Below are 14,440 nucleotides of genomic sequence, written 5' to 3'. Positions count from 1 at the left end.
AGGAGGGATTACGTATTTCCTGTGTCCCATCGCTTTATGAAACCTTCGACGATTACCCTTTCCGTGCTCCTGCTAGCGGCTGTCGGCTATGCGGCCTACTTGCAAACTGAGTTGAACCGATTGCAGGAGGCGGGGCTGGCTGTGGTTGCCGAGCCCGAGGTGGCTTCGCAGCGACCGGAGCCCGAGCAGCGGGACGAGCAGGAGCGGCTGGAAACGTCCGCGCCGGAAGCGGTTGTTGTTCAGGCGACGCCGACCGAGACTCCGCCGCCCTCGCGGGAAAATTGGGAGGCCCGGCGGGCGGAGCGCATGAAGCAGATGGTGGCCGCCTTCGAGGATCCGGCGATGCGCGTGGACATGATCGAGCGGCAAATGAACCGGGTAGACTCTCGCTACGCCGCCTTTTTCAAGACCTTGAACTTGAGTTCGGAGGACCTCGACACCTTGCGCACCTTGATGGCGGAACAGGGGGTCGTGGGCTGGGAAATGCGCATGCGTTCCTTCGGGGCAGACACGCCTGAGTCTCGGGAGGAAATGGACTTAGCCCGCGAACTGCAGCGCGAGATGCTGCAGGATCAGATCGTGGGTTTGCTGGGCGAGGAAAACGCCGCAGCCTTGCAGGACTACTCGGATTCCTTGCCCTACCGCGGCGAAGTGGAGGCCTTGGCCTCGAGCTTGAGCTTCACGGAAACGCCCCTGAGTCCGCAGCAAACCGAGGCCTTGGTGGGAGCTTTGCGCGATGTGTCCACCTCCTTCGAATATTCGGTAGACCTCTCTCGCATGCGCGGACGGGAAGCTGCCAGCATCGATCCGGCTGACATCGACACGTTTTTCCAGGAGCGAGCCACCCGCGACGAGCTGGTGCTGCAAGCGGCGGCGGAGAGCTTGAGCGATGCCCAGTTGGCGGCCTACGCGGAACGCCAGCTTGCGGAGCGGGAGCGGGACCGTCGCCAGATGGAATTCATGCAGCAAAACCCCGGCGGCTTTGGGCGCGGGGGACCGCGGGGCGGCGGCGGGTTTCGGCCGTAGCGAGCGAAAGGGCCTTGTCCAAAAAAAAAGTAAGGTTGCGCTTTTTTTTGCGCAGGGCCGGAAGGGGCCAGGTGAAGGAAGCGAAAAAGCCGTCTTCTTGGGGAAGACGGCTTCGGTTAAAGGGAGTGGTTTCGCTTGCTGGGGTTAGCGGCGGCGACGGAAGGCTAGGAGGCCGGCGCTTGCGAAGCCGAGCAGGGCAAGGGTGGAGCCGCTGTCGGGCACTGGCATGTAGACGAGCTGGTCTTGATGCTGGTTCTGGCCGTTGTTGCTGGTGAGGTTCATGACCTTGACGTTCTTGCCGGTGTAGTCGGACTTGACCTCGGACCAGTCGGTGGTGGAGAGGCCGAGGGAGGTGGCGGCGAGGGTGACGAGGTTGCGGGCTTTGGTGCCGAGGTCGCTCCAGTTGAGCTCGTCCTCGAGGAACCAGATGGCTTTTTGCAAGTTGTAGGGGTTGTAGACGGTGCTGAAGAAGTTGCCGATGGCGTATTGTTCGTAAAGCCAGCCGGTGCCTTCGGAAATGATGTCCTTGCCGTTGACCGCTCCGTTGCGGCCGCCGGAGATGGCTCCGTCGTTGATGGCTACGTCGTAGGTGGAGCCAGGGGTGAAGTATTCGTTTTTCTCGATACAGAAGGTGCCGAACCACGTGCCGTCCGTCGACTTGCCGAGGGCGTAGTGGCCGATGACGCTCTCGAAGTCGCCGTGCGGATTGGCCCGGTAGTAACCGATGTCGCTGCCATTGCTGTTGCCCATCTGGATCTGGATGGCGGAGGCGCTGCTAGCGGCAGCGAGGATTACGATGGAGGCGAAGAGAGATTTCTTGATGTTCATGTTTGGACTTTCCTGTGATTTGAAGGTCCGTGGATGCTAACAAGAAATTTACGTTTTAGCTATCGGGTGGGTGGTTGATTGTCAGGTAAGGGACTGGAGTGAGTTCCAGCGCGATCTTTATAGGGTCTAGAACTCAGCGGTGGCTGCTTTCTCCAGAGAAGGAGGGGGCAGGCCGATGCGGGGCGGCGCAAGCGCCGCGTCCATGGCCGGCCCATCGTTTCATTGCTCTTGCAATGCGGTCCGCTGGGACAGCGGACCCTACCTCAATCGGCGAGGATTTTTTGGCCGTCGAAGACGAGCTTGCCGGCGACGAGGGTCTTCTTGACCTTGCCTTTGAGCTCGCGACCGATCCAAGGGGAGTTGCTGGACTTGCTGAAGAATTTCTTGAACTGGGGAGTCCAGGTTTCTTCGGGATCGAAGAGGGTGACGTCCGCGTCGGCGCCCTCGCTGAGGGTGCCTTTATTGAGCTTGAGGATCTCGGCGGGGCGGCTGGTGAGCAGGCTGAGGGTGCCGAGCAGGGAGAGGCGCTTGCTGTGGTAGAGTTGGGCGAGGCTGATTGAAAGGGCGGTCTCCAGGCCAATGACGCCGAAGGGGGCGTAGTCGAACTCGACGTCCTTCTCGTAGTCGGTGTGGGGAGCGTGCCCGGTGGCGATGCAGTCGATGGTGCCGTCCTCTAGGGCCTCGAGGAGAGCGATGCGGTCTTCCTCTTCGCGCAGGGGCGGGTTCATTTTGAAGTTGGTGTTGAAGCTTTCGACTTCGCTATCGGTGAGGGCGAGGTGATGGGGCGTGACTTCGGCGGTGACGTTGATGCCGCGGGCTTTGGCGCGGCGGATGATGTCCACGGCGGACTTGGAGCTGATGTGCTGCAGGTGAATGTGGGCGCCGGTGTGGGTGGAAAGGGTGATGTCGCGGGCAACGATGATGTCTTCGGCGGCTTTATGGATGCCGCGCAGTCCTAGCTTTGTGGATACGAAGCCTTCGTTCATGACGCCGTCCGCGGAGAGGGAGTAGTCTTGGCAGTGGTCGATGACGGGCACGTTGAACATGTGGGCGTACTGGAGGGCGCGGCGCATGAGGCCGGCGTTTTGAACGCACTTGCCGCCGTCGGAGATGGCGACGATGCCCATGCGGGAGAGCGAGCCGGTGGGGGCGAGGGCTTCGCCTTGACGGCCCACAGTGATGGTTCCGGTGGGAAAGACGTTTACGACGCCTTCCTTGTCGACGATGTCCTTGATTAGCTGCACGGTGCCGGCGTTGTCGACGGCGGGAGAGGTGTTGGGCATGCATACCACGGAGGTGAAGCCGCCGGCGGCTGCGGCGGAGGTGCCGGTGCGGATGGTTTCCTTGTGTTTTTGGCCGGGGACGCGGAAGTGGACGTGCAGGTCGACGAGGCCGGGCGAGACTACGAGGCCCTGGGCGTCGATGATCTCTGCGGTATCCAAGATTTCATTACTTGGCTTGCTGGCGATTTTTCCGTCGAGGATGTAGAGGTCAGCGGCTTCGTCGCGGTTGTTCTTAGGGTCGACGATGCGGCCGTTTTTGATGATGGTGCAGCGAGGCATTTGGGAAAGGGAGAAAGGTGGTTGGTTTTCAGGCTGTAGGGATTTGGTTGGTGTTTATCGCGACCAAGGTCGCCCCTACTAGGCGATGGCGGCTTCGGCGGCTCCTCCGTTGCAGAGATAGAGGGCGGCCATGCGTACGGCGAGGCCGTTGGTTACTTGCTCGAGGATGACGGACTGGGAGGAGTCGGCGAGGTCGGAGTCGATCTCGACGCCGCGGTTGATGGGGCCGGGGTGCATGATGATGGCGTCTTTTTTGAGCCAGGAGAAGCGGTCGGCGTTGAGGCCGAACATGCTGGTGTATTCGTTGAGGGAGGGGAAGGCGGAGGCGTTTTGGCGTTCGTGCTGTATCCGCAGGAGCATGACGGCGTCCTTGTCGGCGAGGGCGGACTTGAGGTCGTGGGAGACTTTGGCGCCGAGGCGTTCGAACTCGCGGGGGACGAGGGTGGAGGGGCCGACGAGGGTGACTTCGGCTCCGAGCTTGTTCATGGCCCAGATGTTGGATCGGGCGACGCGGGAGTAGAGGATGTCGCCGAGGATGGCGATCTTGCGTCCCTTGAGGTCGCCCCATTTTTCGCGCAGGGTGAAGCAGTCGAGCAGGGCTTGGGTGGGGTGTTCGTGGGCGCCGTCTCCGGCGTTGAGGACGGGGATGTCGAGGATTTTGGCGATGTAGCCGGCGGAGCCGGGGGCGGAGTGGCGGATGATGATGATGTCGGCGGCGAGGGCGCGGATGTTTTCCACGGTGTCGCGCAGGGTTTCGCCTTTGGCGGTGCTGGAGGTTTTCATGTCCAGCGAGGTGACGTCGGCGGAGAGGCGCTTGGCGGCCATCTCGAAGGCGACGCGGGTGCGGGTTGAGTTTTCGAAGAAGAGATTGACGACGTTCTTGCCGCGCAGGGCGGGGGTCTTGGCGGTCTTGCGGCCGAGGACTTTCTTGAAGGCGTCAGCTGTTTCGAAGAGGGTGTTGATCTCTTCGGAGGAGAGTTCCTCGATGGTGATTAGGTCTTTGCGGTTCCAGGACATTTGGAAAGGATGGTGGATGAAGGATGGAGGGAGCGGGGACGCTGTCTAGGCTTCGATGATTTCGATCTTCGACTTGGCGGAGTCTTTGAGGTCGAGGGTGACTTCAACCTTTTGCTCGGGGGTGGTGTCTTCTACGATTCCGGTGTAGTTGGCGGCGAAGGGGAGGCGGCGGTTTCCGCGGTCCACGAGCACGGCGAGCTCCACTTGGTAGGGGCGGCCGATGGTTAGGACCTCGGCGATGGCGGCGCGTACGGTTCGGCCGGAGAAGAGAACGTCGTCGACGAGGATGATGGTGGAGTCCTCGGGGTCGGTGGCCATGTGGGTGGCTTGGACTTCCTTGGTGATGGGGTGTTGGCCGATGTCGTCGCGGTGGAATGAGATATCGATGACGGCTTTGGGGATGGAGCTGCCGAGGCGCTTTGCGAGGGCGGCTTCTAGGAGGCTGCAGAGGGGGAGGCCTCCGTTGGCGATGCCGGCTAGCACGAGGTTATCGGCCTTCGGGTGGGCGGATGCGATTGCTTCGGCCATGGAGTCGATGGCCGCGGCGATTTCAGCAGATTCAATAGTCTTCTTGACGAGCACGCTGCCACTTAGGGATAGAGGCTCGATTGGGTAAAGAGGGAAATTCGCGAATGCGTGATCTGGCTGAAGCGGGTAGCAGTGGAGGGCGTCCGCTGGGACAGCGGCCGCTAGCAGCCAGGGCTTCAGCGGATGGCTTTGGCGAAGGTGCCGATAAGGCGCTCGACGCTAGAACTGTCTTCCTGGAGGGATTCGGGATCGAATTTCAGGTTCAGGAACTCGTTGTAGCCGGGAATTCGGTCAATTTCCGGATCGTTCAAATTGCGGAAGGCCATGGACCAGTCGGGGAATTCGCGCTCTTCCACGTTGCGCTTGAAGATGGTGAGGAACCCGCGGTGGCGTGGATCTGCTTCGATACGCTGCAAGGTTTCTCTGATGATGGGGCTTTCTCCTTCCAAGATCTGCAAGAAGTTTCCCTCCTTGTAGAGCAGCAATCCAGTGATGCCGCGCTCTTGGTTTTTCTGACGGCTTTTCTTCAGCAGTTCGACAAGCTCTTCCTTGGTGAAGGGCTCAGCTGCTGAGCTGGCGTAGGCGATCTGTACAAGTGGCATTGGATCGGACTGTAGTGAAAGTGCTGGGGGCGAGGCAAGGGGGAGCTTGGGGATTTACTTCAAATTCATGACTTCTGTCGGGGCAGCGCTTGGCTACTCGGGGCGGGCATCCTCGCCGTCGTAGTAGTCGAGCGGCTCCGAGCGGATGAGTCGGCTCTTGGGGGAGCGGACCAGCCATTTGCCGCTGTCGGGATAGTGGCAAGACTCGCCGATTGGGTTGTCAGCGACCACGGTGACGATGAGGTCTTCGGTGCCATCGTTGATCAGCTGGTGCGGCTCTCCCGGCTTGAAGAGGAAGGCGTCGCCGGGGCCTATGGCGTCTTTTCCTTCGAGGTGGCGTACTTTGCCGGTGCCGGAAAGCACATGGTAAAATTCCCACTGGGCGCTGTGGGAGTGGTAGGGGTAGGGGATCTTGCCGGGGGGAACACGGAGGATCTCGACGTCGAAGGGGTGCCGTTTTTCCAGGTCGGTGGAATCGTGCACGCGGCCGAGGGCCTCGGAGACCTGCTTGCCGGCTCCGGCGAATTTGCCGGAGGGAGAGGTCCAGCCGAATTCTTTCATGTGGTGGGTGTTGGCGATTTTCATGAGCTTGGGGATGGTCGGATCGAAAACTTCAGCTTTGGAAGCATGGTCTTTTGGAGCTCGCTGTAAACTTCGCCGATGCGTTCCGCTCCGTGCTTCAGATAGAAGGCGGCGGCGTTTGGGTCGGAATGCAGGGTGAGCTCGGAAATCCCCTCCTCCCGGCAGAGGGCGTTGATCTCTTCGAGGGCTTGCATTCCGTGACCCTTGCCGATGTGCGAGGGAAGTAGCCAAAGGTGGTCTAGGAGAGCGGGTGGGCCTTTCACTATCGAGAAGAAGCCGACAGGGCTCGATTCGTCCCAAAGGGTGCGTACTAAATTTCTCTCGATATAGTCTTCCGTGATGGGGAAGGCCGATTTCAATTTTTCCAGCAGCTCAGTGGGGTAGCCCCAGTAGCTTTTTGATTGGACGGCGATTTCCTTCAGACTTGATGACTCACTGGGTCGCGAAACTTTGAATACGGGTGGCACGGGGGAGCTTGTTTAAAGTCACGTCCTAGTGGTCGTTTCCCTCGTAGATCCACATGGGTTGGGTTTTTCCGGCGCGGGTGAATCCAAGTTTGTGGTAGAAGTCGACGGCCTCTCCGTCGGCGGTAAGAATGTGCATGTGAAAGCCAGCATAGCGAGCTTGCAGCCGCTTCATGATTTCGCTGCCGATGCCTTGTCCCTGATACTCGGGAAGAACGAGCAGGTGCGGATAGTAAACCACGAGGTGCCCGTCGGACAGGGCGTTGCCGAGGCCGACCAGCGTCTCGCCTTTCCAGGCGCTGACCAGCGAGTGTGAATTAGCCAAGGCTGCTAATAGTGTTCCTGGGAGCTCGGCTGATGACCAATGGTTTGCCCGGTAGAGGGCTTGGACCTGGGCCTCGGGCAGTCGCTTTTCGCTGCGGTAGAGTATCTCTGTTTGCATGGCGGTTCAGTTGTCCGGGATGAGGCGCTTGCCCATGCTGACTACTGGGTCGATGGTGTAGCCGAGTTTTTCGTAGAAGGCCTGCGCCTGTTGGTTGCTTGACCGTATCTGCAGGTTGATCTTGGGGCAGCCTGCATCTGTGAGAGTGGTCTCGGCGAATTCCATGAGCTGGCGAGCGAAGCCCTTGCCGCGCTGAGTGGGAGTCACTGCGAGGTAATTGATCCAGCCGCGATGCCCATCGTAGCCTGCCATGATAGACGCAACGAGCGTGCCTTTCTCGATGCCGACAGCGAACCATTCGGGATTCACGGCCAGCTTACGCCCTATATCCAGCAGCGGATTGTTGTGCGGAACGAGTAAGTTGCAGTCCCGCCACAATTCTATGAGGGCAGCTTCGTCTTCGGTTTGGTAGGGGCGGATTTTCATGGGGCAGCGTAGTTTCTTCAAATCTTCAACTGACCTCAATGAGAATATTGATTGCGAATCTGGGACTTTGCGCAGCGCGGAGGTGCGGGAGCATCGGCGTTGGATAATGTGACAAATCATGCGCCAAAAATGCGCCGAAAGCCGTGTGTTATTCACAATGATGTGACGGGAATGTTACGCACATTCGGAACGCGTGACGCAGAGGTGACAAGATGGTGACGGGCCGTCTTTCCCATTGAGATTTATAAGGCCTTCAGAGTCTTTCATGGCCTAATCATCTACTGATATGTTTCAAAATTCCCGTAAAACAAAGTCCAATTGGGGCCTCGCCAAACTGTTGTTGGCAACAATAGCAGTGGTCCTGTTTTCAACCCAAGCGTCTGCCCAAGAAGCAGGCGTTTCCGGTATCGTTTCTGGTACCGTTGTCGATGCCGAGTTCGGTGGAGGTGTGTCTGGTGTTCGCGTTGCGATATTGGGTACTCCTTTGACTGCCACGAGTGACAAGGACGGACGGTTCATCATTGTGAATGTCCCGGCTGGCGAACACACAGTCATGGCTTCTGCTATGTACTATAAAGCATCGCGTGTCGAGGAGCTTGAAGTTGCTTCCGGTGGTGTTGCCCGAGTCGATGTTCCACTTTATGGGGACAACTCAGAAATCGTCGAGTTAGACGGTTTCACCGTAAAGGCGAAAGCGCTGGAGGGCTCGAGCTTAGCGCTATTGTCCGAGAGGCAGAAAGCATCCTCCATCAGTGACGCGATCGGTTCGGAGTCGTTTAGCAGACTAGGAGTTGGTGATGCGGCGGACGCACTTTCCAAGACGACTGGAGTTTCTATAGCTGATGGAAAATACATGGTGGTCCGCGGTTTGTCCGACCGCTACAACAATACCACACTCAACGGATCTACTGTTCCCAGTGCGGATCCTGACAAGCGTGCTGTCCAGCTAGACCAGTTTCCCTCCGGTATTATCGAGTCGATTGTTACGACCAAATCGTTCACCCCAGATAAAGCCGGGAGTTTCACGGGTGGTTCGGTTAACGTCGTTACCAAGTCTATTCCGGATGCTGGTTTCTTAACCTTTAGCTTCGGCGTCAGTTACAACGAAAAAACTACTTTCCGCGATTACTTGGCATCCGAAGGAGGAGATTCTGATTGGCTGGGCACTGATGATGGCCACAGGTCTGTGCCTCAGGTTATCGTTGATGCAGGTTCGGTCCCTTTTTCGCCAAACGGTGAAGATCAAGCTGGCTTAGAACTCATTGATGCTGCGGTAAAGTCTTTCAGTTCGGAACTCGCACCACGTCTCAAAACGGCTCCTTTGAATCACTCCTTCTCTGTCTCTTTTGGAGACCGTTACCCTTTGAATGACTCAGCTGATGGTCCGGTCCTCGGTGTTATCGGCAGTTTCAATTATAAGCGGAGTTTCTCCGCCTACGATGATGGCGAAGTGGGGCGCTACGAGCTTGTAGGTAGAGATTTCCAATTGGGGGTTAAAGAAGGCTTTGTTGAGTCCAAGGGGGTCGATGAAGCACAGTGGGGTTCCGTCCTGAATGCTGCGGTTACCTTCGGGGGGAGTCATGAAGTAGGTGTTAAAACGATGTACAACCAGAGCGGTGCTGATGAAGCGATTTATCGCGAAGGTGAATACTTCATAGGGGCGGGCGATGGAACTTTTCGGGTGCGCAACCTACACTATACCGAGCGAGCTCTCTCTTCCTACCAGTTATTCGGAGAACACAAGTTTGATGGGCTTGCTGGATTAGAGGTGAACTGGGAGGCTGCGACTAGCAAGAGTGTCCAAGAAGAGCCTGACTTCCGGCTCTTTTACGATTCGGTGGAGCCGGGCGAAAATGGAAGGGCTGCCTATGAAGGTAATTTCCCCGGTCCGCGTCGCTATTGGAGAAATTTGGATGAGTCCACTGACGAGCTGAAAGCCGATTTCAAACTGCCTTTTGGAGGCAAATCGGGCGAAATCAAGTTTGGCTTTCTCACAAGCGAGACGACGCGAAATTTTAAAGAGCGTGCATTTATCTATATCGATAACCTTGCCACCTCGTATGATGGAGTTGCTTACTCCTTCCTTGATGAGGAGAAGTTAGGGTTCAACGGTGAAGGTCAGATTCAGCGTTACGTTCGGGAGTTCGCAGGCTTTGTACCAAAATATAATGGTATTCAGAAAACTGATGCAGCCTATATGATGGCTGACTTTCGACCTCTTGAGAAATGGAGATTGGTCACTGGTGCTAGAATAGAAGAAGCTAACATAGAAGTTCAGAGTTTCAGGGCAAATGGGAATCTTATTCCCAACAGTGGCGATTTAGACAATAGCGATTGGCTTCCTGCTGTTCAGATCGTTCACGAGTTGACCGAAAGTCAGAATCTCAGATTTGCTTATTCCAAGACCCTAGCTCGTCCGAATTTCAGAGAACTCTCACCTTTTGGTTCTTTCGACAACGTGGGAGGAGAGGTCTTTATTGGGAACTCTTCGCTCACTCGTACGAGAATAGAGAATTTTGACTTGAGGTATGAGTGGTTCTTGGAGGGCACTGACCTACTTGCGTTTAGTGTGTTCTCTAAGGATATGCACAACCCAATCGAGCAGAATTACTCAGAAGGTCAGTTGACCTATGTTAACGTAGATGAAGGGACTGTTTCCGGTGTAGAATTTGAGGCTCGGAGACGATTGGCGTTTCTCAGTAACGAGAATAGTGAATTCTCTGTGGGCGGTAACTTTTCGATCCTCGAATCTGAAGTGGACAGATCCCAGGAGGAGCTCATCGAAAAGCGACTTCGGGACCCCGATGTATCCCTAACGCGTGAGCTACAAGGTCAATCCTCGTTGATCGGTAACTTAGACGTTTTCTGGAATCGGATCGAAAAGGGAGAGTCATACAGTTTTGTGTATAACCATACCGGAGAGAGTCTATATTTAGTTTCAAGGGATGGATTGCCTGATGTGTATCAAGCCGGTGGAGATAGCTTGGATTTTATATACTCTAGAAGTTTACCGAGAGGGTATAAGATGAAGCTGTCGATTAAGAATATACTAGATGATGGCAATCAGATATTTTGGGATGATTTCGACGAACATCTTGTCTATTCTGATGTGTCTAAGGGAAGGACTATTTCGCTGAGCTTTTCGAAAAGATTCGAATAATATAACCACAAAGAACTGTAATCCACAGAACTTCTATGAAACGTATAATAACATCGCTTGCAGGTATTGCCGCTTGCTTAATGAGTTACGGTGAGGATATTACCGCTAACATTACTACGGACACGGTCTGGACGAAGGACACAACTTATGTCCTCAAGGGCCAAATTTATGTTACAGATGGTGCGTCTTTGACAATTGAGCCGGGCACTGTGATCAAGGGAGGTAAACCTGCTGCGCCCGCGGACCCAGCGACCGCATTGATCATTACTCGCGGTTCGAAAATTTTCGCCATGGGAACTCCAAGTGATCCGATCATCTTCACAGCTGAAGATGATCCATTGGATGGTTCTTTTGGTGCGGGTCAAACCAATCTCTGGGGTGGTGTCATCATCCTCGGTGCAGCTCCTGTGAACTCTCACAAGCAGGGCACAACAGGTGACTTTCTTTCTGATCCGCAAATTCCGACCTTGGAAAACGTCGAAGGCCTAGACAACCAAGAATCCAATACTTGGACGGAGTTCGGAGGATTGGATCCAGATGACAATTCAGGTATTTTTCGCTATGTGTCTATTCGCCATGGTGGATCCGAAATCGGTTCAGGTAATGAAATCAACGGTCTTACCATGGGTGGCGTTGGTCGTGGAACCACAATTGAGTTCGTCGAAGTATTTGCCAACAAAGACGACGGATTTGAGTGGTTTGGTGGAACGGTAGACGCTCGTTACCTCGTCGCAGCTTACTGTAACGACGAGAGCTTTGACTATGACCAAGGTTGGACCGGTCGTGGACAGTTCTGGTTCACTATCGGTACTACTGGTATCGCTGGCAGTGCCGAAATGGATCACGCTGGAGAGCACGATGGAACGGCCAGTTTTGCTCAGACTCCAGCAGGTCACCCCTATCGAGGTATGGGCGACATCTACAATGCGACCTATATCGGTGCTAACCAAAACGAAGAAGTATTCAGCATCGAAGATGACGCGGGTGTTCACTACTACAACTCCATCTTCATGGATTTTGCGGGTGGGGGTGTCGCAATTGCTGGCGACTCTATCTCGGGTTTGACAGAAGTTAGCGACGGAGTGACTCGTATCGATTTCCGCAACAACATTTGGTATAATCTTGGTGACGGAACAGCCAACGGTCTTTCTTCCAATGCAGACATTGTAACCTTTTTGACCGCAACCGGTAAGGGCAACACGATCCAAGACCCGATGCTCTACGGTGTGAGTCGTATCGCAGACGGTGGACTCGACCCTCGCCCCATGGCTGCCAGCCCAGCATTTACTAACGCTCTCAAGGACGAGCCAGCTGATGGTTGGTTCCTCGACGTAGACTTCCAAGGTGCATTCGGTGAAACCAATTGGGCAGCTGGATGGACGAAGCTATCCATCGATGGCTACCTCCCGGAGTCTATCGAGCGTAAAAGTGGCGAAATCTTTGCCACGGCAGTTCGTACTGACCTCGACGTGGGTGCTGGAGAAGTCCGTGCTATGGGGCTTATTGTAACTGGTGATGTACCTCGTATGGTGATGATCCACGCTGAGGGGCAAGCTCTCCTTAACCTAACCCCGCCGGTACTTACAGCTGCCTCCTCCACAGCCTTCAGAATCTACAGCTACAGCGAAGGCGAGTACATCATGGACAACAAGATCTGGACCAACTGGGCTGAGACGGACCAGAAGGACGCTATCGAGGCCATGTACCGCGTTTATGATCGTGGTGACCTCACTGGAGATACCACTAGCGCGATTGCCCTTCTCTCGCTCAATCCGGGTGCCTACTCAGTTGATGTGTACAATCCAGATGGTACAGCCGGCGAATCAGTTATGGCTGTCACTTTCGTCGATTAGTCGTTGAGCAAAATCTTTCAAAGCCGATTGGCTTTGTGATTACGGGGACTGGCCCTCCTTGGCGGGGGGGCCGGTTTTGTTCGTTTTGAATCAGTGGGAGTTAAAGCAATGAATATTGCCCGAAAGAGAATTGCGGTGGCTGTGCTGCGGGACCGTCTCGTCCTCTTGTTTTGTCTCATCGCTTCGTTGGTTGCCGCACCTGTCTGGGCAGCCGAACTAGATCTGTTGGAATTGACGGGTGTATTTGAATTCGGAGGCTCCACAAAAGTGAGTCTATCGCACAAGCAAAATGGCCATCTCGGTTGGATTGAAGTTGGGCGTGAAAGGATGGGGATCGCAATTGTCTCTGCGAGCCTTTCGCCGCCATCGGCAACGGTTGCCAGAGGGGGCGATGTGAAGAAAATCCAACTGAGGGAGGCCAAGGTACGGCCGCTCAACTTAGCTCAAAAAGTTCGAGAGCGGCGGAAAAGCGAGGCAGAGATCTCCTTCGACGCAACGATGGTAATGTCCTTCGAGCGCGTGCAGGAACTCCGCAAAGAAAACGCGAGAAAGAGAAGGGAAGCCCTGCTCTCGCGGAGCGTCGAAGATTAAAATCCTCACGTTGGCCACTGTCCGCTGCCGTGCTTGGAGCACGTTTAACGTGCCATTTGCAACTCGGTTCTTGATTTTTCTCAAGTTTCATATCAACAAATCCGCATACGTTGATGGGATGCATTCGTTTCGCCTCCTGAAATTCTAGAAAAATCGATCGTACCACTATGCCAAAAAACTTCGTATTTTCCTCTGAATCCGTTGCCGAGGGACACCCCGACAAGGTTTCTGACTACATTTCAGACAGCGTCTTGGACGCCTGCCTCGAGCAGGATCCAACCAGCCGCGTCGCTTGCGAGACGCTCGTGAAGAGCAACGCGGTCGTCTTGGCAGGTGAGATCACCACGAAGGCGAAGCTCAACTACGAGGACATCGTCCGCAACGCCATCCGCGAGATTGGCTACGTCAACGACGACGACGTTTTCCATGCCGACCAGGTTTTCATCACCAACAACCTTACCAGCCAATCTCCGGACATCGCCCAGGGCGTGGACGCCAAGAAGGCCAAGGGCAAGGACACGGCGGAGCAAGGGGCTGGCGACCAGGGCATCATGTTCGGCTTTGCCTGCGACGAAACGCCGGAATTGATGCCGGCGGCCCTCATGTACTCGCACCGCATCGGCCGCGAGATCGCTCGCGTACGCCACGGTGGCCGCCAAGCGAAGTGGTTGCGTCCGGACTGCAAGTCGCAGGTTTCGGTCCGTTACGAGAACGGCAAGATCGCGGAGATCACCGCAGTGGTCATTTCTACGCAGCACTCGGCCGACGTGTCCAAGAAAACGATCGAGGATTTCATGGTCAACAAGGTCATCAAGAAGTGCCTGCCCAAGAAGCTCATCACTAAGAACACCAAGTTTTTGGTCAACCCGACTGGCCGTTTCGTAATCGGCGGGCCTCAGGGCGACGCGGGTCTCACGGGCCGCAAGATCATCGTGGACACCTACGGTGGCGCGGGCCGTCACGGTGGTGGCGCCTTTTCGGGCAAGGACCCTTCCAAGGTCGACCGTTCCGCTGCCTACATGTGCCGTTGGGTCGCGAAGAACATCGTGGCCGCTGGCTTGGCCTCGAAGGCGGAGCTGCAGGTTGCTTACGCGATCGGCTACCCCGAGCCTGTGAGCGTGACGGTGGATACTTTTGGCACCAGCTCCGTCGCCGAAGAGGCGATCGAAGCTGCGGTTTCCGAAGTGTTCAGCTTCAAGCCGGCTAACATCGTCAAGCAGCTCAACTTGCTGCGTCCGATCTACCGCGGCACCACCAACTACGGCCACTTCGGCAAGGACGACTTGCCTTGGGAGCAGACGGATAAGGTCGCAGCTCTCAAAAAGGCGGTTACGAAATTCCAATAACTAGAGGAGGAGA

Annotated in this window: 14 protein-coding genes; 5 read left to right on the top strand and 9 right to left on the bottom strand. The window is 55.8% G+C overall.

The window, feature by feature from the left end; translation table 11 throughout:
• Positions 1-36 precede the first annotated feature (36 nt).
• Positions 37-1,026: a hypothetical protein gene (locus tag IEN85_RS06005; RefSeq protein WP_191616159.1), complete on the top strand. Its 990-nt coding sequence runs from the start codon at positions 37-39 to the stop codon at positions 1,024-1,026.
• A 144-nt stretch (positions 1,027-1,170) separates the two neighbouring features.
• Here IEN85_RS06005 and IEN85_RS06000 read toward each other — a convergent pair whose 3' ends face one another.
• From IEN85_RS06000 to IEN85_RS05960, 9 genes are all read right to left on the bottom strand, one after another.
• The gene (locus IEN85_RS06000; protein WP_191616158.1) at positions 1,171-1,854 is read right to left on the bottom strand and encodes a VPDSG-CTERM sorting domain-containing protein; all 684 of its coding nucleotides are present in this window, start codon (positions 1,852-1,854) and stop codon (positions 1,171-1,173) included.
• Positions 1,855-2,117: 263 nt separating this feature from the next.
• Entirely contained in the window at positions 2,118-3,416 is a 1,299-nt protein-coding gene (locus IEN85_RS05995) for a dihydroorotase (RefSeq protein ID WP_191616157.1), read from the bottom strand.
• Between the two features lie 78 nt (positions 3,417-3,494).
• Complete coding sequence (locus tag IEN85_RS05990; protein WP_191616156.1) at positions 3,495-4,433, bottom strand: aspartate carbamoyltransferase catalytic subunit; 939 nt, start codon at positions 4,431-4,433, stop codon at positions 3,495-3,497.
• Positions 4,434-4,478: 45 nt separating this feature from the next.
• The gene (pyrR, locus tag IEN85_RS05985; RefSeq protein WP_191616155.1) at positions 4,479-5,015 is read right to left on the bottom strand and encodes a bifunctional pyr operon transcriptional regulator/uracil phosphoribosyltransferase PyrR; all 537 of its coding nucleotides are present in this window, start codon (positions 5,013-5,015) and stop codon (positions 4,479-4,481) included.
• A 122-nt stretch (positions 5,016-5,137) separates the two neighbouring features.
• Positions 5,138-5,563 carry a BLUF domain-containing protein gene (locus tag IEN85_RS05980; RefSeq protein WP_191616154.1) on the bottom strand — a complete coding sequence of 142 codons (426 nt, stop codon included), beginning with the start codon at positions 5,561-5,563 and terminating at the stop codon, positions 5,138-5,140.
• A gap of 93 nt (positions 5,564-5,656) precedes the next feature.
• Positions 5,657-6,148: a cupin domain-containing protein gene (locus tag IEN85_RS05975; protein WP_191616153.1), complete on the bottom strand. Its 492-nt coding sequence runs from the start codon at positions 6,146-6,148 to the stop codon at positions 5,657-5,659.
• A complete protein-coding gene (locus IEN85_RS05970; protein WP_191616152.1) occupies positions 6,145-6,612 on the bottom strand; it encodes a GNAT family N-acetyltransferase in 468 nt (155 codons plus the stop codon). Before IEN85_RS05970 ends, IEN85_RS05975 begins: the two co-directional genes overlap by 4 nt.
• A gap of 25 nt (positions 6,613-6,637) precedes the next feature.
• Positions 6,638-7,051: a GNAT family N-acetyltransferase gene (locus IEN85_RS05965; protein WP_191616151.1), complete on the bottom strand. Its 414-nt coding sequence runs from the start codon at positions 7,049-7,051 to the stop codon at positions 6,638-6,640.
• Between the two features lie 6 nt (positions 7,052-7,057).
• Complete coding sequence (locus IEN85_RS05960) at positions 7,058-7,477, bottom strand: GNAT family acetyltransferase (RefSeq protein ID WP_191616150.1); 420 nt, start codon at positions 7,475-7,477, stop codon at positions 7,058-7,060.
• A 286-nt stretch (positions 7,478-7,763) separates the two neighbouring features.
• Between IEN85_RS05960 and IEN85_RS05955 the strand changes: the two genes are divergently transcribed.
• From IEN85_RS05955 to metK, 4 genes are all read left to right on the top strand, one after another.
• Positions 7,764-10,637, top strand: coding sequence for a TonB-dependent receptor (locus IEN85_RS05955; protein ID WP_191616149.1), 2,874 nt, complete (start codon positions 7,764-7,766; stop codon positions 10,635-10,637).
• Positions 10,638-10,672: 35 nt separating this feature from the next.
• Positions 10,673-12,490, top strand: coding sequence for a T9SS C-terminal target domain-containing protein (locus tag IEN85_RS05950; RefSeq protein ID WP_191616148.1), 1,818 nt, complete (start codon positions 10,673-10,675; stop codon positions 12,488-12,490).
• A 108-nt stretch (positions 12,491-12,598) separates the two neighbouring features.
• Positions 12,599-13,081, top strand: coding sequence for a hypothetical protein (locus tag IEN85_RS05945; RefSeq protein ID WP_191616147.1), 483 nt, complete (start codon positions 12,599-12,601; stop codon positions 13,079-13,081).
• A 167-nt stretch (positions 13,082-13,248) separates the two neighbouring features.
• On the top strand, positions 13,249-14,427 hold the full coding sequence (metK, locus tag IEN85_RS05940; RefSeq protein WP_191616146.1) for a methionine adenosyltransferase: 1,179 nt from the start codon (positions 13,249-13,251) through the stop codon (positions 14,425-14,427).
• Positions 14,428-14,440 lie beyond the last annotated feature (13 nt).

This window comes from Pelagicoccus enzymogenes (genome assembly GCF_014803405.1).
In the GTDB taxonomy this organism is placed as follows: domain Bacteria; phylum Verrucomicrobiota; class Verrucomicrobiia; order Opitutales; family Opitutaceae; genus Pelagicoccus; species Pelagicoccus enzymogenes.
Note: the sequence above shows the minus strand (reverse complement) of the source record. Positions and strands in the feature narration are given on the sequence as shown.